General features: G+C 68.9%; 26 protein-coding genes. 20 read left to right on the top strand and 6 right to left on the bottom strand.

Features of this window, described 5'->3' with window-relative positions; genetic code table 11:
• Nucleotides 1-140 precede the first annotated feature (140 nt).
• From EV646_RS03135 to EV646_RS03120, 4 genes are all read left to right on the top strand, one after another.
• A complete protein-coding gene (locus EV646_RS03135) occupies nucleotides 141-1157 on the top strand; it encodes a LolA family protein (RefSeq protein WP_241995196.1) in 1017 nt (338 codons plus the stop codon).
• A 73-nt stretch (nucleotides 1158-1230) separates the two neighbouring features.
• Entirely contained in the window at nucleotides 1231-2103 is an 873-nt protein-coding gene (locus EV646_RS03130; protein WP_199236760.1) for an ABC transporter ATP-binding protein, read from the top strand.
• 10 nt (nucleotides 2104-2113) lie between these two features.
• Nucleotides 2114-2947: an ABC transporter permease gene (locus EV646_RS03125; protein ID WP_241995194.1), complete on the top strand. Its 834-nt coding sequence runs from the start codon at nucleotides 2114-2116 to the stop codon at nucleotides 2945-2947.
• Nucleotides 2948-2970: 23 nt separating this feature from the next.
• Complete coding sequence (locus EV646_RS03120; RefSeq protein WP_132143651.1) at nucleotides 2971-3807, top strand: putative RNA methyltransferase; 837 nt, start codon at nucleotides 2971-2973, stop codon at nucleotides 3805-3807.
• A gap of 49 nt (nucleotides 3808-3856) precedes the next feature.
• Here EV646_RS03120 and EV646_RS03115 read toward each other — a convergent pair whose 3' ends face one another.
• On the bottom strand, nucleotides 3857-4525 hold the full coding sequence (locus EV646_RS03115; protein WP_132143649.1) for an FMN-dependent NADH-azoreductase: 669 nt from the start codon (nucleotides 4523-4525) through the stop codon (nucleotides 3857-3859).
• Nucleotides 4526-4639: 114 nt separating this feature from the next.
• On the opposite strand from EV646_RS03115, the gene EV646_RS03110 reads away from it, so the two are divergent.
• Nucleotides 4640-5191 carry a MarR family winged helix-turn-helix transcriptional regulator gene (locus tag EV646_RS03110; protein WP_241995191.1) on the top strand — a complete coding sequence of 184 codons (552 nt, stop codon included), beginning with the start codon at nucleotides 4640-4642 and terminating at the stop codon, nucleotides 5189-5191.
• On the opposite strand, the gene EV646_RS03105 is transcribed toward EV646_RS03110, so the two are convergent.
• Nucleotides 5188-5838: a response regulator transcription factor gene (locus EV646_RS03105; RefSeq protein ID WP_132143645.1), complete on the bottom strand. Its 651-nt coding sequence runs from the start codon at nucleotides 5836-5838 to the stop codon at nucleotides 5188-5190. The genes EV646_RS03110 and EV646_RS03105 overlap by 4 nt on opposite strands.
• Nucleotide 5839: 1 nt before the next feature.
• Nucleotides 5840-7078: a sensor histidine kinase gene (locus EV646_RS03100; protein ID WP_241995190.1), complete on the bottom strand. Its 1239-nt coding sequence runs from the start codon at nucleotides 7076-7078 to the stop codon at nucleotides 5840-5842.
• 374 nt (nucleotides 7079-7452) lie between these two features.
• Here EV646_RS03100 and EV646_RS03095 point away from each other — a divergent pair, with 374 nt between their 5' ends.
• From EV646_RS03095 to EV646_RS03040, 12 genes are all read left to right on the top strand, one after another.
• Complete coding sequence (locus EV646_RS03095) at nucleotides 7453-8481, top strand: ABC transporter substrate-binding protein (RefSeq protein WP_132143643.1); 1029 nt, start codon at nucleotides 7453-7455, stop codon at nucleotides 8479-8481.
• A gap of 9 nt (nucleotides 8482-8490) precedes the next feature.
• On the top strand, nucleotides 8491-9276 hold the full coding sequence (locus EV646_RS03090; RefSeq protein ID WP_132143641.1) for an ABC transporter ATP-binding protein: 786 nt from the start codon (nucleotides 8491-8493) through the stop codon (nucleotides 9274-9276).
• Entirely contained in the window at nucleotides 9273-10058 is a 786-nt protein-coding gene (locus EV646_RS03085) for an ABC transporter permease (RefSeq protein WP_132143639.1), read from the top strand. Before EV646_RS03090 ends, EV646_RS03085 begins: the two co-directional genes overlap by 4 nt.
• Nucleotides 10055-11143 carry an Ldh family oxidoreductase gene (locus EV646_RS03080; protein WP_132143637.1) on the top strand — a complete coding sequence of 363 codons (1089 nt, stop codon included), beginning with the start codon at nucleotides 10055-10057 and terminating at the stop codon, nucleotides 11141-11143. The genes EV646_RS03085 and EV646_RS03080 overlap by 4 nt, the downstream gene beginning before the upstream one ends.
• On the top strand, nucleotides 11143-11538 hold the full coding sequence (locus EV646_RS03075) for a RidA family protein (protein WP_132143635.1): 396 nt from the start codon (nucleotides 11143-11145) through the stop codon (nucleotides 11536-11538). Before EV646_RS03080 ends, EV646_RS03075 begins: the two co-directional genes overlap by 1 nt.
• A gap of 39 nt (nucleotides 11539-11577) precedes the next feature.
• A complete protein-coding gene (locus EV646_RS03070) occupies nucleotides 11578-12276 on the top strand; it encodes a GntR family transcriptional regulator (RefSeq protein WP_132143633.1) in 699 nt (232 codons plus the stop codon).
• Nucleotides 12273-13001 (top strand): SDR family NAD(P)-dependent oxidoreductase, encoded by a 729-nt coding sequence (locus EV646_RS03065; protein WP_132143631.1) that lies wholly within the window; start codon nucleotides 12273-12275, stop codon nucleotides 12999-13001. The genes EV646_RS03070 and EV646_RS03065 overlap by 4 nt, the downstream gene beginning before the upstream one ends.
• Before the next feature lie 3 nt (nucleotides 13002-13004).
• Entirely contained in the window at nucleotides 13005-14567 is a 1563-nt protein-coding gene (locus tag EV646_RS03060; protein WP_132143629.1) for an FAD-dependent monooxygenase, read from the top strand.
• On the top strand, nucleotides 14564-14956 hold the full coding sequence (locus EV646_RS03055; protein WP_132143627.1) for a cupin domain-containing protein: 393 nt from the start codon (nucleotides 14564-14566) through the stop codon (nucleotides 14954-14956). Before EV646_RS03060 ends, EV646_RS03055 begins: the two co-directional genes overlap by 4 nt.
• 1 nt (nucleotide 14957) lies before the next feature.
• Nucleotides 14958-15857, top strand: coding sequence for an amidohydrolase family protein (locus tag EV646_RS03050; protein ID WP_132143625.1), 900 nt, complete (start codon nucleotides 14958-14960; stop codon nucleotides 15855-15857).
• Between the two features lie 64 nt (nucleotides 15858-15921).
• The gene (locus EV646_RS03045) at nucleotides 15922-16845 is read left to right on the top strand and encodes a quinone oxidoreductase family protein (protein WP_241995188.1); all 924 of its coding nucleotides are present in this window, start codon (nucleotides 15922-15924) and stop codon (nucleotides 16843-16845) included.
• A 139-nt stretch (nucleotides 16846-16984) separates the two neighbouring features.
• Nucleotides 16985-17677: a GntR family transcriptional regulator gene (locus EV646_RS03040; RefSeq protein WP_132143623.1), complete on the top strand. Its 693-nt coding sequence runs from the start codon at nucleotides 16985-16987 to the stop codon at nucleotides 17675-17677.
• On the opposite strand, the gene EV646_RS03035 is transcribed toward EV646_RS03040, so the two are convergent.
• A complete protein-coding gene (locus tag EV646_RS03035) occupies nucleotides 17640-18368 on the bottom strand; it encodes a PIG-L family deacetylase (protein ID WP_132143621.1) in 729 nt (242 codons plus the stop codon). The genes EV646_RS03040 and EV646_RS03035 overlap by 38 nt on opposite strands.
• Before the next feature lie 34 nt (nucleotides 18369-18402).
• Nucleotides 18403-18867: a PPOX class F420-dependent oxidoreductase gene (locus EV646_RS03030; RefSeq protein ID WP_132143619.1), complete on the bottom strand. Its 465-nt coding sequence runs from the start codon at nucleotides 18865-18867 to the stop codon at nucleotides 18403-18405.
• Between the two features lie 54 nt (nucleotides 18868-18921).
• Between EV646_RS03030 and EV646_RS03025 the strand changes: the two genes are divergently transcribed.
• Nucleotides 18922-19677, top strand: coding sequence for a hypothetical protein (locus tag EV646_RS03025; protein ID WP_241995181.1), 756 nt, complete (start codon nucleotides 18922-18924; stop codon nucleotides 19675-19677).
• Nucleotides 19677-21221: a DNA polymerase Y family protein gene (locus tag EV646_RS03020; protein ID WP_241995180.1), complete on the top strand. Its 1545-nt coding sequence runs from the start codon at nucleotides 19677-19679 to the stop codon at nucleotides 21219-21221. The genes EV646_RS03025 and EV646_RS03020 overlap by 1 nt, the downstream gene beginning before the upstream one ends.
• Nucleotides 21222-21228: 7 nt before the next feature.
• Here EV646_RS03020 and EV646_RS03015 read toward each other — a convergent pair whose 3' ends face one another.
• On the bottom strand, nucleotides 21229-21564 hold the full coding sequence (locus tag EV646_RS03015) for a hypothetical protein (RefSeq protein ID WP_132143617.1): 336 nt from the start codon (nucleotides 21562-21564) through the stop codon (nucleotides 21229-21231).
• Nucleotides 21565-21628: 64 nt separating this feature from the next.
• On the opposite strand from EV646_RS03015, the gene EV646_RS03010 reads away from it, so the two are divergent.
• The gene (locus EV646_RS03010; RefSeq protein ID WP_132143615.1) at nucleotides 21629-25048 is read left to right on the top strand and encodes an error-prone DNA polymerase; all 3420 of its coding nucleotides are present in this window, start codon (nucleotides 21629-21631) and stop codon (nucleotides 25046-25048) included.
• Nucleotides 25049-25081: the final 33 nt, after the last annotated feature.

Genomic DNA, 25081 nt, shown 5'->3' with positions numbered 1-25081 from the left:
GTGAACCGACCCTGAGAAGACTTGGTTCGGGCCTGGACCGGTGCGAACCTTGTCACATGGGAGTAGCGCAGCGCGGTCGACGGTGGTTGGTTCCGGTCACGGCAGTCGCAGTGGTGGCAGGTATCGGGGGGCTCGGGCCAATGGTGGCCGACGCCACGCCGAACCTGCCCGACATCACCGCGCAGGAGCTGCTGGCCAAGGTTCAGACCGCGAAGGTCGACGGCCTGAGCGGGACCGTGCGGTCCTCCGCCGATCTCGGCCTGCCCGTGATCCCAGGTCTGCAGGGCGGCGAGGGCGGCGGTAACCAGATCACGGACCTGCTCAGCGGCGAGCACACCGCGCGCGTCGCGTTCGCCGCCCCGGACAAGGCCCGGGTCTCCGTGCTCGACCAGATGGCCGAGCGGGTCTGGACCACCGACGGCAAGACCGCGTGGGCCTACAGCTCCTCCGACCGCGAGGCGGTCAAGCTGACGCTGCCCGCCCATCAGAGCCAGCCCGAGGCCGCCAAGCCCGAGTCGTACGACCCGCAGGCGGTGGCGAAGCAGTTCCTGGACGCGATCGACCCGACCACCAAGGTCGAGGTGAGCGGGACCGAGGAGGTCGCCGGCCGGGACGCCTACAAGCTGCGGCTGGTGCCGAAGACGGACCAGACGACCGTCGGCTCCGTGACCCTCGCGGTCGACTCGAAGACGTGGGTCCCGCTCGAGGTGACGGTCATGCCACGCACCGGGAACGACCCGGCGATCCAGGTCGGCTTCTCCTCGGTGTCGTTCGGCGTACCGGCGGCGAGCACGTTCGCGTTCACTCCGCCGAAGGGCGTGAAGGTGACCGAAGAGAAGGTGCCGGCGCGCAAGACGCCTGCGCAGCCACCCAAGACCCTGAAGCCAGAGAAGCCGGTCAAGCCGAGTGGTGACCGTCCGACGTTGATCGGTGAGGGCTGGGCGACCGTGGTCGCGCTCAAGGGTGTCAAGGCCACCGGCAACGGGCCGCTCGACCAGCTCCTGGCGAACGCTCGTACGGTCCAGGGATCCTGGGGCAAGGGCAAGATCATCACCAGCAAGATGGTCAGCGCTCTGATCACCGACGACGGCCGGGTCCTGGTCGGCCTGGTCACCCCGGACACGCTGGTTGCCGCCGCACCCAAGGCACCTCGCTGAGGTGAGCACTCTGTCGGAACCTCCCGTCGTCACTCATGGTTTGACCAAGCGGTTTCGCGGCGGGCAGGTGGCCGTGAATGCGATCGACCTGGAGGTGCCGGCGGGGAGTGTGTTCGGGTTCCTCGGGCCGAACGGGTCCGGGAAGACCACGACCATCCGGATGCTGCTTGGGCTGATCGCGCCGACCGCGGGATCGGTCGAGCTGCTGGGGGAGTCGATGCCGAAGGCCCAGCTGCGGGTGCTGCCGCGAGTCGGGGCTCTGGTCGAAGGGCCGGCGTTCTACCCGTTCTGGTCCGGCCAGGCGAACCTGCTCAGGTTCGACGCGGCCGACCGGACGGCCGACCCGCGTACCCGGAAGGCCCGGGCGGGCGAGGCGCTCGAGCGGGTTGGCTTGTCCAACGCCGCGCGTAAGAAGGTACGCGCGTACTCGCTCGGCATGCGGCAGCGGCTGGCGATCGCGGTCGCCCTGATGCAGCGACGCGAGTTGCTCGTCCTCGACGAGCCGACCAACGGCCTCGACCCGCAGGGCACCCGCGAAGTCCGTCACCTCCTCCGCGAACTCGCGGCCGACGGCACCACCATCTTCACTTCGACCCATCTGCTGGCCGAGGTCGAGCAGGTCTGCACACACGCCGCCGTGATGAGCCTTGGCCGCCTGGTCCGCCAGTCCACGGTCGCCGACCTCCGCGCCGAGCTCCGCCCACGCCTGGTCGTCCGTACGCCGGATCTCGGTCAAGCCGCCGAAACCCTGAAGAGCCTGGGAGTCACCGACCTGAAGACCACAGCAGAGACGGTCGAGGGCGACGCCGGCGAGCTCCCCATCGAGAAGTTCGCCGCCGCCCTGGTCGCCGCCGACGTCCGCATCCACGGCTTCGGCCTGGAACGCCCCAGCCTCGAAGAAGCCTTCGTGGCCCTCACCGGGGAGGGCTTCGATGTCGCCCAGTGAAGCAGTCACGGTGGGACCGAGGCTGAGGACCAAGCGATATCCCTTGGCGCTGTTCCGGTCCGAGTTGCATCTCGTCTTCGGGCGGGCGCGGAGTTGGGCACTGCTCGGTGTGCTCGCGGCGGTGCCGATTCTGATCGGCAGCGCAATCAGGTTCGCCGGCGGCGGCGGGGACGCGGAAGGGTTCCTCGGGCAGGTGGCCGGGAACGGGTTCTTTTTGATTGTGGCCAGCCTGGCCCTGTCGCTGCCGTTCTTCCTGCCGACCGCCGTCACGGTCATGTCGGGGGAGTCGCTTGCCGGTGAGGCCAGCCTTGGCACGTTCCGCAATCTGCTGACCGCTCCGGCCGGCCGCTCTCGTCTGCTGGCCGCGAAGATGGTCTCGCTCGCTCTGTTCTGCCTGGCCGCGACGATGACGATCTGGATCTCCGGCCTGATCGTCGGCTTCGTCCTGTTCCCGGTCGGCGACGTCCTGCTGCTCTCCGGTACGACGGTCTCGCTGGGCGACGGCCTGCTCCGCGCACTCGGTATCGCCGTGCTGATCGCGGCCTCGCTGCTCGGGCTGGCCGGCATCGGGCTGTTCGTCTCGTCGCTGACCTCGACCCCGTTGGCAGCGATGGCGGCCACCTTCGGCACCTTCGTCGTCCTCGGGATCCTCAGCGCGATCCCGCAGATCGACGTGATCCACCCCTGGCTGCTGATGTACGGCTGGTTGTCGTTCGCCGACCTGATGCGCGATCCGCCGTACTGGGATGCGATCGGGCGCAACCTGTTGCTGCAAGCCGGGTACCTGGCCGTCTTCTACGCCGCCGCCTGGGCCCGCATCACCAGCCGCGACATCAACGGCTGACGCGCTCTGGGAGACTGGGCCGGGTGGATGCCGACCTGGTCGCCGTACTTCGCTGCCCCGCGTGCCGGCGCGGTCTCACCCTGATCGACCGTACGGCGAAGTGCGCGAGCGGCCACTCCTACGACCTGGCCAAGCAGGGCTACCTCAACCTGTTGCCCTCGGCATCCACTGGGATCGACGGCGACTCGGCCGCCATGATCGGCGCCCGGACCGTCTTCCTCGGCGGCGGCCACTATGCGCCGATCCGCGACGCCTTGATCCTCGCCGCCGCGGGCCTCCGGGAAGACGACGTCGTCGTCGAAGTCGGAGCCGGCACCGGGTACTACCTGGCCGGCGTCCTCGGGACCGCGGCCGGCCGCCGCGGAATCGCCCTGGATGTTTCCCGGTACGCCGCTCGCCGGGCAGCCAAGGTGGACCCACGCATCGGATCCGTGGTCTGCGACGCGTGGCGAGAGCTGCCGTTGCTGGACGATTCGGCGCAGTTGATGCTGAACGTCTTCGCCCCGCGCAATGCCGCCGAGATGGCCCGCGTACTCGCGCCCGGCGGTTCGCTGATCGTGGTGACGCCGAATCAGCAGCACCTGGCGCAACTGGTCGACGTACTCGGGCTGGTCAAGGTCGATGAGCAGAAGGAGCGCCGGCTGCAGGAGTCGTTGTCCGGCGAGTTCGTCCAGACCGGTAGTGAGGTCGTCGAGGAGACGATGCGGCTCGACCGGACCGCGGTCGAGCAGTTGGTGATGATGACGCCGAGCGCGCGTCATCTGAATCACCGCGAGCTGGCGCACCAGATCGCCGTACTGCCGGAACCTGCGATCGTCACGCTGTCGGTCACGCTCTCCACCTGGCGTGCGCCCCAGTAAACCGGCGGGAGTGATGCCGGCTCGAGCTCGGCACCACTGTTGAGCCTGGTCAGGCAGCCTTGGCGGTGAGCTCTCGGGCGACGACGGTGCCGTGCTTCTCAGCGACGACGTGGGCCTCGGACTCGGACACCTTGGAAGCGTCGATGAGCCCCTCCATGCCGGGGGTGACCGGGGCGAGGGTGAGCTCGGCGACGGCGGCGTGGATCTTCATGCCGAAGACGTCACCGAAGATGCGCTCCAGGTACGGCGTGGCGTGGTCCCAGCCGTGCTTCGGGGTGCCCTCGCTGTAACCGCCGCCGCGGGCCAGGGCGAAGATGGCCGGTCGGCCGGCGACCGGGCTGGCGCCCGTGACGAACGATCGGTCCAGCATCAGCAGGTCGATCCAGGTCTTCAGGTTCTGGGCGATGCCGTAGTTGTACAGCGGGACGGCGAGCAGGATCGCGTCGGCGTTCTTCAGCTCGGCGAGCAACTCCTCGAACAGAGCGGTCGCCTCGGTGAGCTGGGCCCGCTCGACGTCAGAGCCGGATTCGCGGCCGAGGCGCGCGCCGGCGAGAGCCGGCCAGGCCGTCGACGGCAGTGGGTTGCGGCCGAGGTCTCGCCGGACCACGACGCCGTCCGGGTGTTCCGCCTTCCAGGCTGCCTCGGCACTGTCCGCCAGGGCGCGGCTCACCGATCCTTCGACCCGGATGCTGGCGTCGACGCGTAGCAGGGTGGTCATGTTCGTTGTCTCCATCACGTGAGGGGTTCAGCTGTCACGAAGATAATCTGTGAAGCAGAACATATTCAAGTCAGATCGTATTTCGAGTGGCGTACACCACGTACCATGGGGGACATGACCAGTAGTCCGCCTGACGTCGAGACGCGGCGCATCCGCGGGCTCGAGCCGAGTGGCGCCCCGGTCGAGTCCGACCTGGGCTGGGCGCTGGGTGTCGTGTTCCGCCGCTACGCCAAAGCCGCGGCCGCCGCGCTGGCCGACGTACCGGGCGGACCGCGGGGATATCAGGTGCTCGCGACGGTGACGGCCGAGGGTCCGCGGCGGCAGCTCGACCTGGCCGCGCAACTCGATGTCGACCGGACCGTGATGACCTACCTGCTGGACGACCTGGAGAAGGCCGGCCTGGTTCAGCGGCAGGCGGATCCGGCCGACCGGCGAGCCCGGCTGATCGTGCCGACCGAGCAGAGCCGAGAGGCCCTGTGCGACATCGAGCGCCGGCTGACTGCCGCCGAGGACGAGGTCCTGGGCAGCCTCGAGGACACCGAGCGCTCGGCCTTCCGCCTGCTCCTCCAGCGCGTCGCCGTCCAGGCGCAGGCCGTCGACCCTGTGCACAATGCCTGCGACCTCGCCGAGGAGACCCTCGGCGAGGCTGAGGGCGTATCGCCCTAGTGCAGCGGCACGAATCCTGACTCGTACGCCCGGATCACCGCCTGGGTGCGGTCCCGGGCATTCAGCTTGCCGAGCACGTTCGCGACGTGGGTCTTGACCGTCTGCAGCCCGAGAATCAGCTCCGTCGCGATCTCCGCGTTCGACAACCCCCGAGCCATCAGCCGCAGGACCTCCTGCTCTCGTTCGGTCAGCTGGTACTCGTCGAGCCCAGTCGGCTTGAACGTCGGTGCGTGAGCCAGCGCCAGCGCCCGGATCGCCTCCGGGAACAGCAGCGACTCGCTCCCGGCCACCGTGCGGATGGCCGCGATGATGTCGTCCGGCGGCGTCCGCTTCAGCAGGAAACCGGACGCGCCGGCGCGCAGAGCGTCGTACACGTAGTCGTCGTTCTCGAACGTCGTCACGACCAGCACGCGCGGCGCCGGGTCGAGGTTCTCCAGCAGCAGCCGGGTCGCCTGGATCCCATCGACCGAGGGCATCCGGACATCCATCAGTACGACGTCTGGCCGGGTACGACGGACGATCGGCAGCACCTCCGCACCGTCACCGGCCTCGCCGACCACAGTCAGGTCGTCCTCGGCGTTGATGATTGCGCGCAGCCCACTCCGGATCAGCGGCTCATCGTCGACAACGACCACTGACAGCTTCATCTCATCCCTTCGTCGTCACGGCGATCGGCAAGGTCACTGCGAGCCGCCATGCGGTGCCATCCAGGCCGGCATCCACAGTGCCGCGCAGTACGGCGACCCTTTCACGGATGCCGGCCAGACCGCGTCCGCCGCCCGCGGTGTCCGTTCCACCGGTGACCGGGTTGGTCAGTTCGAGGCGCAGGCCGGCGCCGTCGAGGCGGATCGACAGGTCGACCGCCAGCTCACCGGCCGGGCGGCCCGCGTGCCGGATCGCGTTGGTGAGACCTTCCTGGACGATCCGGTAAGCCTCCCGCGAGACCGCCGCGGGCAGCCGATCCAGCTCGCCGGCCTTCCGTACGTCGACCGTGATGCCACCGGCCCGGGTTGTGTCGACGAGCCGGTCCAGGTCGCCAAGCGTCGCCTGCGGGGACGTCCCGGAGCGGCCGTCATCGCGCAACAGGCCAAGCACGTGGTCGAGATCCTCGAGCGCAGCCCGGGCGGACGTCTCCATCGCGGCCAGAGCCGTCTCCGCGAACTCCGGATCGGTCGCCAGCACCCGGCGCGCCGCGGCCGCCTGGATAGTGACGAGGCTGAGCGTGTGCCCGACGCTGTCGTGCAGCTCCCGGGCCAAACGGTTGCGTTCGGCAAGCGTCGCCGTACGGCGCTCGAGCAGCTCGATCCGCTCCGCCGGGGTCGGGCCGAGCACGCGTGGCGCCAGGTAGGCGAGCAGCGCGCCGGTCGCGGAGGAGAGCAGGAACAGCCCGACGATCCCGGCGAGCGCGGCCGCGGGCATCCACACGTCGGTCCAGCGACCGGTGATCTCGTACGACACGCCCGGCACCACCTCGTGCCGGCCGGTGGCGCGGAACGGTGCCGCCAGCAACACCGCGCCGACGCCGAACACCATCGTGGTGAGAACCCCGACGACGCCACCGGCGACCAGGTGCAGGCAGAACCAGATCGTCGTACGACGGCGTTGCGGCCACGTCCGGGCCGGACCCAGGGGGCGCTCCTCGAACCGCACGCCGAGCAGCGACTCGACCGCGATGCCCTCCACCTCGCGGACCGCGGGCAGGAGGCCGACCGCGAGCGGCGGGCCGGCCACCAGGATCGCGACAATGATGCCGGTCACAACGTTCGGCAGCTTCAGCTCCTGCGCGAGCGCGCCGAGCGCACTGTCCACCAGGACGAACGCCAGCACCAGGGCAGCACCCAGCAACAGGTAGACCCATCGCAGGTACGTCGACGCCCGGTTCAGCACCCTCACATCGTGTCAAACAGCCACCTCGGGCCACCTCCCTCCCCAGAGGGAAGCGGGTTAACCCTTGCGTTTGATTCAGACACGTGGGGTGGATCACTCAGTACTGAGGGTTTACACAAATTTGTCGGGGTAGTGAGGGGTTCGGAGCCGGGCGGGCGTCGCGATCTGCTGTCCGGGCAGGTACGGTCTGTGGTCGGGGCGGGATGCCCGTCCGGCTGCGGACAGGTATGGGGAACGGCTCCAGGACGGGTGGCAAGCGGGTTCTGCGGGGACCCGGCACGGCGGACGTAAAGTCGCTGTGAAGTCCCCGGAGGGCCGATTGACCACCCTTCCATATTTGATGTTTGATCAAATATCGGAGGAGAGAGGTCGATATGAGGTTGAGGCGTTCCGCCGTCGCCCTGATGGCGGTCCTGGGGCTCGCCCTGGTCAGTGCGTGTAACAACAGCAGCGACAACGAGGGCTCGGGCGACAAAGACAGCCAGGGCCTGCAGAAGGTCAGCTACCTGACTTCGTTCAATACCTTCGGCCGTGAGGCCTACGCCTATGTCGCCCTGGAGAAGGGCTATTTCAAGGACGCCGGATTCGACGTCACCATCAGCCCGGGCTCCGGCACCGTGGACGTGATGAAGCTGGTCGCCGGCGGCCAGGCCGACTACGGCATCGGCGACTTCACCGCCTTCGCCATCACCTTGGGCAAGCAGAAGCTGCCGGTCACCACGGTCGGCATGATCCACCAGCGCTCGCTGGCCGCGATCGTCTCGCTCGAGGGCTACGGCATCACCAAGCCCGAGGACCTGATCGGCAAGCGGATCGGTGACCAGCCGGGTTCGACCAACACGGTGATGTTCCCGGTCTACGCCAAGGCGGCCGGCATCCCGGCGGACAAGACCCAGTTCATCCCGTCGCCGCCGGCCGGCCTGCCGAACCTGCTGGCCGCGGGCAAGGTCCAGGGCATCGGCCAGTTCGTGGTCGGCATACCGCTGGTGGAGAAGGCGGCGAAGAAGAAGGCCGTCGTCCTCCCGTACGGCGACAAGCTGCCGGATCTCTACGGCAACGCGATCATCACCCGCTCCGACCTGGCCAAGGACCACCCGGACCAGGTGAAGAAGTTCACCGGCGCGCTGCTCAAGGGCCTGCAGGACACCATCGACGACCCGGCCGCCGCGGCGGAGATCCTGAAGAAGTACGTCCCGCAGACCGACGTCGGCGTGGCCACCAAGGAACTCGAGCTGATGAAGCCGTACGTGAAGCCGGACGGCTTCAACGAGCCGCTCGGCGCGGTCGACCCGACCCGGGTGCAGAAGATCCTGACCACGCTCGACCAGGCCGGTGCGATCGAGCCGGCCGGGACGATCAAGCCCGCCGACGTGGTCACCATCGACCTCGCACCGAAGGGCTGAGCCGCACCGATGATCCGGCTGGACGGTGTGGGTCAGGTCTTCGACGGACGCGAGGGCCAGGTCACGGCCCTCGAGGAGATCGACCTGCACGTCCGGCCGGGTGAGTTCGTCACGCTGATCGGCCGGTCCGGGTGTGGCAAGTCCACCCTGCTCCGGCTGATCGCGGGACTGCTCCCACCGACGTACGGCGAGGTCCGGGTGGCGGACGAGCCCGTCACCCGGCCGCGCCGGGACGTGTCGTTCATGTTCCAGCGGCCGGCCCTGCTGCCGTGGCGGTCGGTGCTGTCCAACGTGATGCTGCCGGTCGAGATCGAGGGAGACAAGGGCCGGGCCGCGTACCGCGACCGTGCCCACGAGCTGCTGGAGCTGGTCGGCCTGAAGGGGTTCGAGGGCCGGCTCCCGCATGAGCTGTCCGGCGGGATGCAGCAGCGGGTGTCGTTGTGCCGGTCGCTGATCCGTGACCCGCAGGTGATGCTGATGGACGAGCCGTTCTCCGCGCTCGACGCGCTCACCCGGACCGAGCTGTCCGGGGAACTGCAGCGGATCAAGATGGAGCTGTCCACCACGATCGTGTTCGTCACGCATTCGATCGAGGAAGCCGTCGTACTGGCGGACCGGGTGGTCGTGCTGACCCCGCGGCCCGGCCGGGTGCGCGAGGTGGTCGACATCGACATCCCGCGGCCGCGCAGTCTCGGCCGGAACGCACACCTGACCGAGGTCGCCGAGATCAGCGGTTTGCTGCACGGCCTCCTCGCCGAGAAGGAGGCCAGGCCGGTCGACGAGGTGCGCCCATGACGGACACCAAGCGGTCCTGGCTGACCACTTCGCCGGTCGCGGCGGTGCTGCTGCCGGTTGTCGGCCTGATCGGCGCGATCGCGCTGTGGTGGCTGGCGACTGTTGTCTTCGGCATCGACTCGTACCTGCTGCCCGGTCCGCAAGACGTCGTCAGCACCTTCCTCGACCAACCGGCGTACCTGCTCAAGGAGACGGGTACGTCGATGATCGAGACGGTCGAAGGTTTCTTGCTCGCGATCGTGCTCGGAGTCCCGATCGCGGTGCTGATCGTCCGCTCAGTGATCCTGGAGCGGCTGGTCTACCCGCTGCTGCTGATGGTGAACGCGATCCCGAAGATCGCGATCGCACCGCTGCTGGTGGTCTGGATGGGTTTCGGTCAGTGGCCGAAGGTCGTCATGGTGCTGCTGGTCTGCTTCTTCCCGATCGTGATCTCGACCGCGCAGGGGATGAAGTCGACGCCGGTCGAGCTGGTCGAGCTGCTCCGGTCCCTGAACGCGAGCCGGATCCAGGAGTTCTTCAAGCTCCGGCTGCGCTACGCGATGCCGCAGATCTTCACCGGTCTCAAGGTGGCGATCTCGCTGGCCGTGATCGGTTCGGTGATCGCCGAGTTCGTCGGCGCCACCCAGGGGCTTGGCTATGTGATCCAGCAGTCCGGCGCGAGTGCAGACACCTCCCTGGCGTTCGCCGCGATCACGCTGCTCAGCATCATGAGCATCGTCTTGTTCTACGGCCTCGTCCTGCTCGAGCACCTCTTGCTGCCTTGGGCCCAGGAGACGCGGTGACTGCACAAGCCTCCGATGCCGACCGCCGGGTGCTGGTACGGCCTGCCTGGCTGGAAGCCACCGTAACGGCCGTCTTCAGCGCGCTCGGCTTCGACCCGTCCGACTCGGCCCGGATCGCGAGCGCGCTGGTCGAGGCGGACCTGCGCGGCGTCAGCTCGCACGGCGTCATGCTCGTCCCGATGTACGTCGAACGCCTCAACGCCGGCGGCGTGACCAGGGAACGCGAGCTCGACATCCTGTACGACGCCGGCGCGGCGGTGGTCGTGGACGCGCGCGGCGGGATGGGCCAGCTGTCCAGCCCGCAGGCGATGGGGCACGCGATCGAGCGGGCCGGCCGGTACGGCATCGGCCTGGTGTCGGTCCGCAACGCCCACCACTTCGGTGCGGCCAGCCGGTGGGCCATGCAGGCCGGGCAGGCCGGCTGTATCGGCGTCGCGATGTCGAACACCACCCCGCTGATGCCGGCGCCGGGCGGGGCCGAACGGATCGTCGGCAACAATCCGCTGGCGATCGCGGTACCGACCTCGGCCGGGGTCGAGATCGTGCTGGACATGGCGCTCTCGGCCGTTGCCCTGGGCAAGATCCGGCTGGCGGCGTCGGCCGGGCGGCCGATCCCGGACACCTGGGCCACCGACCCGACCGGTACGCCGACCACCGATCCGGAGGAGGCCGTCGTCGGGATGCTGCTGCCGGCCGCCGGTCACAAGGGCTTCGGGTTGGCGCTGATGATCGACGTACTGACCGGCGTACTGAGTGGTGGTGGCTGGGGAGACCAGGTGCGGCCGCTGTACCGGGAGCCGGACCAGCCGAACGACTGCGCGCATCTGTTCCTGGCGATCGATCCGGAGCTGCTCGGGGGCGTCGAGAACTTCCGGCGCCGGGCGTCCGGGCTGGCCGCGCGGGTTCGCGAGAGTGCGACTGCACCCGGCGTGGACCGGCTGTACCTGCCAGGGGAGATCGAGGCGGAGCGAGCCACGCAGCAGCGGCTTCACGGCGTACTGATCGAGAGGTCGGGGCTGGACGGGCTGCTCGCGGCGGCACGGGCTGTCGGCGCTGTCGTGCCGGCGGGAGGGGCGCTGAACTGATGGCCAAGACACAGGTTTCGACGACCGCTCTGCACACTCCGAACGGAGTCTTCTCGCAGGCGACCACGGTGGAGGCGAGTGGGCGGTTGGTGTTCGTCTCCGGGATGACCGCGCGCCGTCCGGACGGCAGCATCGCCGGCGTCGGCGACATCCGGGAGCAGACCCGGCAGGTGTGCGAGAACGTGCGCTCGGCGGTCGTCGCGGCGGGCGGCACGCTCGCGGACGTCTGCCGGGTGGATGTGTACGTGCGCAACATGGAGGACTTCGCCAAGATCCACGAGATCCGGGCGCAGTACTTCACGGAGCCGCTGCCGGCCTCGACCATGGTCGAGGTCAGCAAGCTCGCGCACCCTGACTATCTGATCGAGATCAACGCGATCGCGGTGATCTCATGACCGGGGGTGATTCGATGCGTGGCGTCGAGTGGGTCTGACGTGAGCGGTTCGATGGAGTTGCTGCCGGGCGGGGGCCGGGGTGGACGTCGTACGTTGGCGGAGCATGCCGCGGCGGAGCTGCACCAGCTGATCCTGTCGGGCGAGCTTCCGAGTGGTACGCCGTTGCGGCTGGTGGAGCTGGCGAGTCGGCTGGAGATGAGCCAGATGCCGGTCCGGGAAGGGCTCCGCCGGCTGGAGGCGCTCGGTCTGGTCGACATCATCCCGCACCGCGGCGCGTGGGTCCGTGAGCTCTCGCTGGAGGACTTGCGTGACACGCATGAGACTCGGCTGGCGCTGGAGTCCCTCGCCGTACGGGCTGCGGCGGAGCGCTTCAGCGAGGAGGACCTCGAGAAGGCAGCGGCCGCGCTGGCCGATCACCTGAGGCTGTCCCGGGCTGAGGATTACGTCGGCGCCCGGCAGGCGCATGCGGACTTCCACTTCGCCATCTACCGGGCTGGTGGGTCCCAGTGGCTGGCCAGGGCGATCGAACCGGTGTGGCAGAACAGCGAGCGGTACAGGTTCGGGAGCCGGCCTACTGCTTTTCTGATCGAGCGGAACCGGGCGGAGCACCAGGCCATCCTGGACGCGTGTGTGGCGCGCGACCCGGACGCGGCCGAGCAGGCGTTGCGCAACCACCTCGCTGGTGCGGTGCAGCGGATCACCGAGACGATGACGTCGAAACAGAAGGAGACGTCATGAAGGTGAGCTTCGACGCGACCGGTGAGGTCGTGCTGATCACAGGCGGTGCGCAGGGCATCGGTGCGGCGCTGGCTCGGGCTGTCACGGCTTCAGGTGGTACGGCGGTGGTCTTCGACGTCGTGAAGCCGCTGGAACCGGCTGTCGAGTACGTCGAGGTGGACGTGGCGGACCGGGCGGCGGTGGAGTCGGCTGTCGCTTCTGTGCTGTCGCGCTTCGGGCGAATCGACGGACTGGTCGCGGGGGCGGCCGTGCAGCCGCGGTCGGCCGTGGTGGAGATGGACCCGGCCGAGTGGAGCCGGACGCTGCAGGTGAACCTCGACGGCGTGGTGTGGGCGTGCCAGGCCGTCGTACCGCACATGGTGTCGCGTCGTCGGGGATCGGTGGTGGTGTTCACCTCCGGTATGGCTGTGACCGGCTATCCGGGTGCGGCGGCGTACGCGTCGAGCAAAGCCGCGTTGATCGCCTTCGCGAAGTCGCTGGCGGCCGAGGTGGCCGAGCACCGGGTCCGGGTGAACGTGGTCGCGCCGGGGGTCCTCGACACCGAGCAGTTCCGCAGTGCGAACGTCGGTGCGGACCGGGCGTTCTGGCAGGACACCATAGGAGTCGGCGACCCCGAGGACGTGGTAGGCCCATTACTGTTCCTGCTGTCCGACGCGGCGGCGATGACGGGGTCGGTACTGACCCGTGAGCGCGCCTTCGCCCGGCTGACGGACTTTCTGGAGTGATGAGTGACTGCTGATCAGCTGCCCGTTGCGGTGGTGGGTGCCGGTCCGATCGGTCTGACGACGGCGCTCGGGCTGGCGCACTACGGCGTACCGTTCGTGCTGCTCGAGGAGGACGCCGTACTGTCCTCGGACACCAAGGCCGGTACGACGCTCAGCCGGACGCTGGAGATCTGGAACCGGTACGGGTGCGTCGAGGAGATCCTGGCGGCGGCGCTGCGGATCGACGAGATCGGTGACATCGACCGGGCCACCAACACCCCGCGGGCCTCGGTGCAGCTGGCCGAGCTGGTCAACGACACGCAGTTCCCGTTCGTGATCAACCTGCCGCAGCAGAAGATGGAACCAATCCTCGCCGCCGCGCTTCCGCAGCCGGTACTCACCCGGCACCGGTTGACGTCGTTCGAGGTGCGTGACGATCGCGTCGTGCTGCAGCTGGACACTCCGGACGGTCCGCGTGAGCTGGAGGCGTCGCATCTGCTCGCGTGTGACGGCGGCCGGAGCAAGATCCGCGACGCACTCGGGGTGAACGTGGTGGGGGAGACCCTGCCCGAGCGGTACATGCTGATCGACGTCGTGGTCGACCTGGACGTCAGTAACGCGCGTGACTACCCGTACCTCGCGTACTTCGCGGACCGGTCCGAGTGGATGGTGCTGATCCGGCAGCCGGACAACTGGCGGTTCCTGTTCCCCCTCGGCCCGGGTGCGGAGCCGCCGGGCGACGAGGACCTGCTGGTGAAGGTGAAGCAGTTCATCGGTGAGGTGGACCGGATCGAGCTGCTCGGCTCAGTGGTCTACAACGTGCACCACCGGGTCGCGGAGCAGTGGGCGGTCGACCGCAAGGTGTTCCTGATGGGCGATGCGGCTCACCTGATCACGCCGATGTGGGCGCTCGGCCTCAACACGGGTGCTCTGGACGCGTCGAACCTGCCGTGGCGGCTGGCCTGGGTACTGCGTGGCTGGGCCGACGCGTCGCTGCTGGACGGCTATGAGCAGGAGCAGCGGCCGGTAGCGGTCAACGGGTCGGGCGAGATGGCCGAAGCGGCCCGCAAGTACATGTCGCACCAGCGTGGTGCCGTGACTGCCTCGGGTAGTGACTGGGCGACGGCGTACACGCGGACGCTGCTCGGTGTGCGGCTGGACGTGACCGGCGAGGGGGACTGGTCGATGGTGGCCACCACGGCCGAGCCACCCGCCGTACGGGCTGGTGACCGTGCTCCGGACCTTGCGCTGCAGGGGCCTGGTGGTCGCGTGACGATTCATGACCTGTGCCGGGGTTCTTTTGTCGCGCTGTACTTCACCGACGTACGGCGGCGTCCGGAGGTGCCGGTGAATGACTCGCCTGCGTTGAAGCACTACGCCATCTCGCGGTGGGACGCTCCGCACGACTCCGGTCTGCGGGACCGTGCTCTGTTCGATCCGGGAAGCATCGCGACGAACAGGTACGGCGTACCGCCGGAGAGCGTCGTACTGGTTCGGCCGGACGGGCACATCGCTGCTGTGGCTCCGCTGCGAGCTGGTGTCGCTGCTGAGCTGTATAGGGGCGTCACCGGCCGGGAGGTGCCATGACCTCTTTTGACGGGCCACTGCGTGAGCTGTTGGTGCAGACGGAAGACCTGGAGTGGGTGGACAAGTCGCTGGCCGGTCTGTCCCACAAAATGCTCTGGCGTGATCCGGAGACAGAGGCGTCGATAGCGCTGGTGCGGTTCGAGAAGGGGTCGGGGATCCCGTCGGAGCACAAGCACGCGTCGAACCAGTTCATGTTCTGCCTGTCCGGCCGGTACGTGTACCTGCCGACCGGTACGACGCTGACCAAGGGCAGCTTCTACTGGAACCCCAAGGGCCACGTGCACGGCCCCACGCTGGCCGAGGAGACCTCCGTCCTGCTCGAGGTGTACGACGGGCCGCACTACCCGGAGCGGCCGTCGTTCTACGACAACGACGAGGACGCCCGCTGACATGGCCGGCTGGGACGTCCACACACACCTGATACCGCCGACGGTGCTCTCTGCCGCGCACCGCGGTGAGTTCGGCCTGTCGATCGACCACGGGTCGCTGGTGGTCGGCAAGGAGCGGCTGCCGCTGGGGAAGCTGGCGGACCCGGCCGCCTTGCTGCAGTGGATCGATGAGCAGCAGCTGGATGGTGCTGTGGTCTCTGTGCCACCTGGGCTGTTCCGCTACGACCTAGGCGTCGAGTGGGCCGAGTTGGTCAACCAGGGGCTTCGCGAGCTGGCCACGCCGCGGTTGCGGGTGCTTGGTCAGTTGCCGCTGCTGGATCCGGCTGCACCCGCTGTGGCAGCGTCGCTGGCAGGCGAGGGCGTCTTCAGTGGCTTCGCCATCGGTACGCCGTCGTACTCGGGGCTGGAGCCGGTGTGGCAGGTGCTGGACGCCGTGGAGGCGTTCACTTTGATTCACCCCGGCCACAGTGACGACGAGCGGCTTGAGTCGTTCTACTTGACGAACCTCCTGGGGAATCCGTACGAGACCGGGCTCGCCGCGGCGTCACTGGTCTTCGCGGATGTGCCCGGGCGGTTCCCGGGGATCCGGTTCTGCTTGTGCCATGGGGGTGGTGTGACAGCGGCTCTGGCCGGACGGTGGCAGCGGGGGATCGACACGGCACGGCCGGGGATCTCGCCGCTCTCGCTGCCGGTGGCAGCCGCCTTGCGACGGTTCTACGTCGACGATCTGGTGCACGATGCCGCAGTACTCGAGCTGGTGTCGGCGACCTTTGGCGCGGATCGGGTACTGGCCGGGAGTGACTGGCCGTTCCCGATGGGCAGCTCGGCGGTGTCGGCTGCGCGGGCCGTTGCCGCTGAGGAGCTGACCCGTCCGCTGGCGAAGGAGGTCGTCGCACGGTGAGACGCGGTGTTCGTCCGGACCTCAGTGTGATCAGATATCAAATCTTTGCGAACGGGGAGAGTTTATGAAGGGCACGGTGCTGCATAGCTACGGGCCTGGGGAGCAGTTGAAGGCTGAGGAAGTCGAGCTGGTCGCCTCGGCCGGCGAGACGCTGGTCGAGATGCGGGTGGCCGCGGTGACGCAGCAGGACCGCAGTGTGCTCGGTGGTAAGCAGCCGACGCAGCCGTTCGTGCCTGGCTCAGAAGGCGCCGGCGTGGTGGTCAGCTCGTCAGTGCTGGAGGCCGGGACACCGGTAGTGGTCCGTGGCGAGGGCGTGGGGGTGACCCGACCTGGCCTGTGGGGGCGGTACGCCGTCGTACCGGATGCCGCCGTACATCGTCTGCCGCCGTCGCTGGAGCCTGCTGCCGCAGTGGCGCTGCTGCAGCCCGCACTGACCGCCCATACGGCAGTACGACGGGTTGCCGGGGTGCTGAAGGGCGAGACGGTAGTGGTGACTGGTATCACCGGACTGGTCGGGCGGCTGTGTGCAGCGGTGGCACGGTCGGCCGAGGCCTCTCGTGTGATCGGGCTTGCGCGGGCCGGTGAGCCAGTAGACGCGGTAGCCGGGCTGGTCGACCGGATCGTGCGGGTGGACGAGCTCGGGCAGGTCGGACGTGAGCTGTCGTGGTGCGACGCGGCGATCGACACTGTGGGCGGCCCGGTGACCGGTGGGGTGCTTGGACACGTCACGCCGGGCGGACGGATCGCCGTACTGGGCTATTCGGCTGGTGAGTTCACCACGCTCGATCTGCATCAGCTGATCGGGCGGGACCTTCGGGTGCTGCCGGTGAACCTGCAGCGCACCACTCTCGAGCCCGGTGCGGTCTCTCAGGCACTGGCGGACACCGCGTCGGTGCAAGTGCGTCCGGACGTCGAGTTGGTGCAGGCCGAGCGGGCTGGCGAAGCACTCGACCGCCGCCAGCTACTGGACCTGAGCACGCTGCCCTGACTGCCTCTTTCAGGCTTAACGGGCTAGACCAATCGGCCTTCTGTAAGCAATCTGTTGTCGATTGCCCCAGATGTCCCGGATGGCCGCTACGGTTACCTCCCAGAGTTCTGCAGTGGAGGAGAGAGGCAGCCCGCAACCGATGACCCGACGACTTGAGCTTACGCCTGGGGGGCCGACAGGCCGTCGTACGCTCGCCGAGGAAGCTGCTGCCGAGCTGCACGAACTCATCCTGTCCGGTGAGCTTCCAAGTGGTACAGCGCTCCGGCTGGAGGAACTCGCCAAGCGGCTGGACATGAGCCAGATGCCGATCCGCGAAGGGCTGCGCCGGATGCAGGCGCTCGGACTGGTCGAAATCGTGCCGCACAAGGGCGCCTGGGTCCGCGAGCTGTCGATGGAGGACCTCAAGGACACGCACCAGACCCGGCTGGCGCTGGAGTCCCTCGCCGTACGCGCGGCTGCGACGCGGTTCGCCGAGCCGGATGCAGCCCTGGCCAAGACCGCGCTCGCCGAGCACGTCCGGCTGTCGAAGGTGGGCGACAACATCGCCTCCCGGCAGGCGCACACCGAGTTCCACTTCGCCATCTACCGGGCCGGCGGCTCACGCTGGCTGCCGCGCGCGATCGAACCGGTCTGGCAGAACAGCGAGCGCTACCGGTTCGGGTCCCGCCAGACCAAGGCACGGATCGAGCAGACCCGGCGTGAGCACCAGGCCATCCTCGACGCCTGCATCGCGCACGACGAGGCCGGCGCCGAAGCAGCACTGCGCGAACACCTCGAAGGCGCGATGCAGCGCATCACGGAAACGATGGAACGCCGCTACCAGAAGAACTGAGCACCTCGAACCGGTCGGTGTGCCACCCGCTCGCGTCGAAGACCGCTCTCAGCAGCAGGGAGTCGCCGCGTCTGCCGTACGTCGTTACCAGCTCGGCTATGTCAGTCGTACCAAGGCCGTTGTAGTACTGGTCCAGTGCCTGTCGACGTCGTGTCTCTGGTGCACCGGTGATCTCTTGCAGGTCGTCGGTGCAACCAGTGACGAGGCCTGAGCCCACCTGCTCGCCGGGGAGCAATTGGTGGAGTAGCTGGTAGCCGGCTTGCACGTCCTGGGCTCGCAGCCGTGCTCCCAACGCGTGAATCGGCTGCTGTTGCACGGCTTGCGAGATGGCTATGTGGTCCGGGTGCCCGGTGAGGCCGTCTCTCCCGACCGTGAGCACCAGCTGCGGTGAGACTTCGCTGATCGCCGTCTGTACCGCGGCTGCGACCTCACTGGGGTCCGCACTCGCTAGAGTCTGCGGTCCGCTACGGCCGCCGTCGTCGACCCAGCGGTCCTTTGTACTCAGCCAGTCCCACTCGTCGATGCCCAAGAGGTCGCACGACGCTTGGAGCTTGTCCGCTGCGTCGCCGACCCCTTGTGTGGCAACACGAAGTACGACGTGCCATCCGGCGTCGCTCAGGACGGCGGTGGCTGCACCGGTGGCGAAGACCTCGTCGTCCGGGTGTGCGTTTATTACCAGGACTGTGCGCATTCAGGGGCGCATTCAGGGCGCATTCAGGGCGCACTCAGTCGGCCAGCCGGGCGGGGAAGCCGCCCGTTGCCAGTGGGCCCCAGCGCTGGGGCGTGATCCGGATGAGGCACTTGCCCTGGTTTCGCATGGCCTCCCGGTACTCGTCCCAGTCCGGGTGCTCTCCGGAGATCGACCGGTAGTACTCCACCAGGGGCTCCACTGCGTCCGGCAGCTCGATCACCTCGCCGCTGCCGTCCACCTGCACCCACGGGCCGTTCCAGTCGTCCGACAGCACCACGACACTGGTCCGTGGATCCCGCTGCACGTTGGTGCTCTTGGCCCGCTCCGGGTACGACGAGATGACGATGCGGCCGGCCTCGTCGACCCCACCCGACACCGGCGACGCCTGCGGCGTACCGTCCGCCCTGGTGGTGATCAACAGCATGTGATGACGCGGCCGGACGAACTCCAGCAACCCGTCCAGCTCGACCTTGGTCTTGGTGGCAATAGTCCTCGGCATGAACCCCACCCTATGCAATTGACATGGATCGAACATGTGTTCGAACATGGGAGGGTGACGGGGACTTCGGCAGTCGGTCGAGCGCGGCCTGGATCGCAGGTTACCGCGCTGGATCAGGCGCGGATGCTGCTCGCCCGGGCCAAGGAACAGAAGGCGCCCGAGGTTTCGCGGGTGCAGCAGGCGCTGGATACGGCGAAGGCGGACCGGGAGTTGCCGACGTTGCCGGCCGTCTCCGAGTTGCTGTCCGGGGCCGGGCTGCGCGGCGGTTCGGCGTACTCGGTGCGCGGATCGACCGCGTTGGTGACGGCGTTGATGGCCGGTCCGTCCGCGGAAGGTGCCTGGTGCGGAGTGGTCGGGCTGCCGTCGTTCGGCGCGGAGTCGGCCCGTGGGCTCGGAGTCGACCTCGACCGCCTGGTCCTGGTGCCGGATCCGGGGCACGACTGGCTCAGCGTCGTCGCCGCGCTGGTCGACGCCTTGACCGTGGTGGTCGTCCGTCCGCCGGGTGAGGTGACGCCGGGGGAGGCGTCCCGGCTGGCGGCCCGCCTGCGGACGCGTGGAGCAGTGCTGATCGCGGTCGGCTCCTGGCCGGGTAGTGAGGCCCGGCTGGAAGTGGAGAGCAGTGTCTGGACCGGTCTGGGTGTCGGTGAAGGCCTGCTCACCGCCAGACAGGCGACTGTCGTCGTGACTGGCCGTAGAGCCGCCGTACGTCCGCGTCGGCACCACCTCTGGCTGCCGGGGCCGGACGGCGCCATCCGCTCGGTCGAGCCCGTCCACTCGATCGGGGAGTGGCAGGAAGAGGCGGTGGGCTGATGCTCACCCGGACGATGGTGGTCTGGGTGCCGGACTGGCCGGTGACGGCGGCCGCGGTGGCGGCCGGCCATTCCCCGGACGAGCCGATCGCCGTACTGGAGAAGGGCAAGGTCTTCGCGGTTTCGGCCGCTGCCCGGGCCGTTGGCGTACGGCGAGGATTGCGCGCGCGGGATGCGCAGTCGCGATGCCCGGAGCTCGTCGTACTGAAGTACGACCCGGTCGTCGACGCGCGCGCGTTCGATCCGGTGATCGGCTGCCTGGAGGCGCTCACCCCGGGCATCCAGGTGATCCGCCCGGGCATGTGTGCGTTGAAGGCGCGCGGCCCGACCCGGTTCTACGGCACTGAGTCCGCGGCGGCGGAGAAGCTGCTCGACCGGCTCGAGACGTTCGACGTGCCGGGGAGCAGGGTGGGAATCGCCGACGGCCCGTTCGCCGCCGAGCAGGCGGCTCGGTCGAGTTCGGCGCGGACGCGGATCCTGGTGGTGCCGCCGGGGGAGTCCCCGGAGTTCCTTGCGCCGTTCAGCATCGACACCCTCGAGCGGCCCGCGCTCACCGACCTGCTCCGCCGGCTCGGGCTCCGGACGCTCGGCGCGTTCGCCCAGCTGCCGCGCACCGAGGTGCTGACCCGCTTCGGCCCCGACGGCGCCTTCGCCCACCGGCTGGCCCGTGGGTACGACGACCGTCCGGTGGTGGCCCGGGAGATCCCGCCCGAACTGACCCGCACGCTCGACTTCGAGCCGGCCGTGGACCGGGTCGACCAAGTCGCCTTCGCGGTCCGCGCGGTCGCCGACGAACTGATCGCCCGGCTGACCGAGCTCGGCGTGGTGTGTACGACGCTCCGGGTCGAAGTCGGCACCGAGTCCGGCCGGATCCATGAGCGCGAGTGGCTGCACCCACGCTGGTTCACTCCGGCCGACGTGGTGGACCGGGTGCGCTGGCAACTGCAGGGGAGCGGTACGGCGACCAGCGAGCTGACGTCTGCCGTCGTACGGCTCCGGCTCGTCCCTGATCAGGTCGACCCGGTCGGTGCGCATGTGGACGGTCTCTGGGGTGGTGGACCCGACGAGCGGATTCACCGAGCGTTGTCCCGGGTCCAGAGCATGCTCGGCCATGGTGCTGTCGCGTCGGTGGTGGTCGGCGGCGGCCGGGGACCAGCGGAACGTCAGACCCTGGTCCCGTGGGGCGACCGCCCGGTGCCGGCCCGTCCGGCGGACCAGCCGTGGCCGGGGTCGATCGGCGCCGCGCTCACGCCGTCCACCATCTTTCCTTCGCCGCTGCCCGCGCAGGTCTTCGCCGAGGACGGCACTCAGGTCTCTGTCAGTGCCCGCGGTGTCCTCTCCGGAGCCCCTGCCGCCTTCCGGGTGGGGTCGGGGTCGCGGGTCGACATCACCGCCTGGGCCGGTCCGTGGCTGGCCGACGAGCGCTGGTGGGATGCCAGTGCCGAATCCCGTCAGGCTCGCTTCCAGTTCGTCACCACCGACACCCGCGCCTGGCTCTTCACCCTCCGCCAGGCGACTTGGCACGCCGAAGCGACCTATGACTGAGCGGCTCTCAGAGCGGGCGGAGGTCGGTGCCGGGGATCCAGGTGACGCGGCCGTTCTCGTCGCGGACGCGGCCGAGCCATTGGCCGTTGTCGCGGATCCAGACGTCGAGTTCGCCGTCCTGCCACTGGGCCTGCTGCACCGGCTGGGCCGGCTCCACCCGCCGTACAGCGTCGGCCGGGCGTGGACCGTGAGCGTCGTACTGGACGTCGAGATCGCTGGCTATCCGGTGCGCCTCCGTCTCGTCGTCGATCCCGATTGCCCGCCACCCGTTGACCGCGCCGTCCCAGACGCCGAATCTGTCCGATCCGTCGTCGGCCAGTCGCACCGTGAACCGCCCAAGCATGTTTTCAGATTACCGCTTCTTCGAACATTTGTTCTAGTCTTGTCATCGACGGGAGGTGTGTGTGATGGGCTACAACAATCCGCCGATCAAGTGGTCGGAGCTGGAGCGCAAGCTGTCGGACCGGTCACGGCCAGACAGTCACGGCGGCCGTCCGGTGACGGCAGATGGTGGCGACAGTCCAGCCTGGTCGCAGCATCGCGGGCCCTACGTGCCGCACCGTCCGAAACAGCGTCCGGCCACAGACGTCGTTCCGTATGCCGAGTTGCACGTGCACTCCAACTACTCGTTCCTGGACGGCGCGTCGCAGCCGGAGGCGCTGGTGGAGACCGCGGTCGAGCTGGGGCTGCACGCGCTGGCGCTGACCGATCACGACGGCTTCTACGGCGCTGCCCGGTTCGCCGAGGCCGCATCGGCGTACGGGCTGCCCACTGTCTTCGGTGCGGAGCTGTCATTGGGGCTGACCGGCCCGCAGAACGGCGTCGCGGATCCGGAGGGCGGTCACCTGCTGGTGCTGGCCGAGGGCCAGGAGGGGTACCACCAGTTGGCGGGCGCAATCACCGAGGGGCAGCTCGCCGGTGGGGAGAAGGGCCGGCCGATGTACGACCTGGAGGAGCTGGCCAAGGTCGGTCGTGACCACTGGCTGATCCTGACCGGATGCCGCAAAGGCCTGGTGCGCCAGGCGTTGGAGACCGATGGCGCGGCCGCGGCCGGGCGGGAGCTGGATCGGCTGACGCATCTGTTCGGGAAGGACCGGGTGGTGGTGGAGCTGATCGATCACGCGCTGCCGACCGATTCGACCCGCAACCGGGCGCTGGCGGAGTTGGCCGACGAGCGAGGTCTGGCCGTGGTGGCGACGAACAACGTTCACTACACCGTGCCGAGCGAGCACAAGCTGGCCGCGGCGCTGGCCGCCGTGCGGGCCCGGCGGGATCTGGATTCGATGGACGGCTGGCTGCCTCCGGCGGGTGCGGCGTTCCTCCGGTCGGGAGCGGAGATGGCCGAGCGGTTCAGCCGGTTCCCGGGGGCGGTGGCGCGATCGGTGACGATCGCGGACCAGATCGCGTTCGACCTGCGCCGGGCGAAGCCGAAGTTGCCGCTGCGGGATGTGCCGGAGGGGGAGACGCCGATGTCGTGGCTGCGGCAGCTGACCTTCCAGGGTGCCGCGAAGCGCTACGGCACGCGGGCGGAGCGGCCGGATGCGTACGAGCGGTTGGAGCGCGAGCTGGAGGTGATCGACGACAAGGGGTTCCCGGGCTACTTCCTGATCGTCGAGGACATCGTCCGGTTCGCCCATGACCACGGGATCCTCTGCCAGGGCAGGGGATCGGCGGCGAACTCCGCGGTCTGCTACGCGCTCGGCATCACCGCGGTCGACAGCATCCTGTACAACCTGCCGTTCGAGCGGTTCCTCGCCTCGACCCGGACGGAGGAGCCGGACATCGACGTCGACTTCGACTCGGATCGCCGGGAGGAAGTGATCCAGTACGTCTACGGCAAGTACGGGCGCCGCAACGCCGCCCAGGTGGCGAACGTGATCAGCTACCGGCCGAAGTCCGCCGTCCGGGACATGGCCAAGGCGCTGGGGTATTCGGTCGGCCAGCAGGACGCGTGGTCGAAACAGGTGGACGGATGGAGTCCGGAGATCACCTCGACCGAGCACGACATCCCACCGCGCGTGGTGACGATGGCGACCGAGTTGCTGAAGTTCCCGCGGCATCTCGGCATCCACTCCGGCGGCATGGTGCTGACCGAGCGGCCGGTCGGGGAGGTGGTGCCGATCGAGCATGCGCGCAAGGAGAACCGCACGGTCCTGCAGTGGGACAAGGACGACTGCGCCTGGATGGGGCTGGTGAAGTTCGACCTGCTCGGGCTGGGGATGCTGGCCGCCCTGCAGTACTGCATCGAACTGGTCCGCGACCACCTCGGCGAGGAGTGGTCGCTGCACACGATCCCGAAGGAAGAGGCCGGGGTCTACGACCAGCTGTGCCGCGCGGACTCGGTCGGGGTGTTCCAGGTCGAGTCCCGCGCGCAGATGGCGACCCTGCCACGGCTCAAGCCCCGCAAGTTCTACGACCTGGTCACCGAGATCGCGCTGATCCGGCCCGGCCCGATCCAGGGCGGTGCGGTCCATCCGTACATCCGGCGCCGGACCGGTGAGGAGCCGATCACCTACCTGCACCCGAAGCTGCGGCCGGTGCTGGAGCGGACCATGGGGGTGCCGCTGTTCCAGGAGCAGCTGATGCAGATGGCGATGGCGGTCGGGGAGATCGACGGCGACGAGGCGGATCTGCTGCGGCGGGCGATGGGTTCCAAACGCGGGATCGAGAAGATCTCGTCCCTGAAGGAGAAGCTGTACGACGGGATGGCCCGCAACGGCATCACCGGGGAGCTGGCCGACGAGATCTACGACAAGATCGAAGCCTTCGCGAACTTCGGGTTCGCCGAGTCGCACTCGATCAGCTTCGCCCTGCTCGTCTACTCCAGCACGTGGCTCCGGCTGCACTACCCGGCCGCCTTCCTGGCCGCTCTTCTCCGCGCCCAGCCGATGGGCTTCTACTCGCCACAGTCGCTGGTCGCCGACGCCCGCCGCCACGGTGTCGAGGTACGGCGGCCCGACCTGCACCTCTCCGGCGTCGACGCGACCCTCGAGGTCCTGGTCGACGGCCAGGAACTCGACGGACCGACCGGAACGCCCGACTGCCTGGTCGACCCACAACCATTGGTCGGTCCGTTCGACCCGAAGGCGCCGTTCGATACCACCCGGCACCGGCGCGACGGCGCGTTCGCGGTCCGGCTCGGATTGTCGGAGGTCCGCACGATCGGTGAGAAGGGCGCGAAGCTGATCATCGAGGAGCGCGATCGCGGTGGCCCGTACACCGAGATGGCCGACCTCGTCCGCCGTACCGGGATCACCGCGGCCCAGGTGGAGGCGCTCGCCACCGCGGGAGCCTTCGACTGCTTCGGCCTCGAGCGGAGGCAGGCGCTGTGGGAAGCCGGCCGGGCCGCCGAGGAACGGCCAGGTCAGCTGGCCGGCATCACCGCGGCCGGGCCACCACCCACCCTGCCCGGGATGACCGACATCGAAGCCGACATGGCCGACCTGTGGTCGACCTCGATCACCACCACCAGCCATCCGATCCAGCGGGTCCGCGACCGCCTCCGTGCCGACGGCATCCTGTCCGCCGCGCAGCTCCGCGAGGCCGAGCCTGGAGCGAAGGTGCGGGTGGCGGGTGTGGTCACCCATCGCCAGCGCCCGGCCACCGCCTCCGGTGTCACCTTCATGAACCTCGAGGATGAGACCGGTATGGCCAACATCGTCATCTCCGTCGGCTGCTGGCACCGCCACGCCACCGTCGCCCGCACCGCCGGTGCCCTCATCATCCGCGGCCGGGTCGAGCGTTCCGGCGAAGTCACCAACCTCACCGCCGAACGCCTCGAACGCCTCCCCCTGACCGCCCCCACCAAATCCCGCGACTTCCGCTGATCCGCAGTCGCCCTCTCGATGGCTAGGGTCGGC

This window comes from Kribbella antiqua, assembly GCF_004345665.1.
Classification (GTDB): domain Bacteria; phylum Actinomycetota; class Actinomycetes; order Propionibacteriales; family Kribbellaceae; genus Kribbella; species Kribbella antiqua.
The sequence above is the reverse complement of the archived record's forward strand: the minus strand, read 5'-3'. Positions and strand labels throughout refer to the sequence as shown.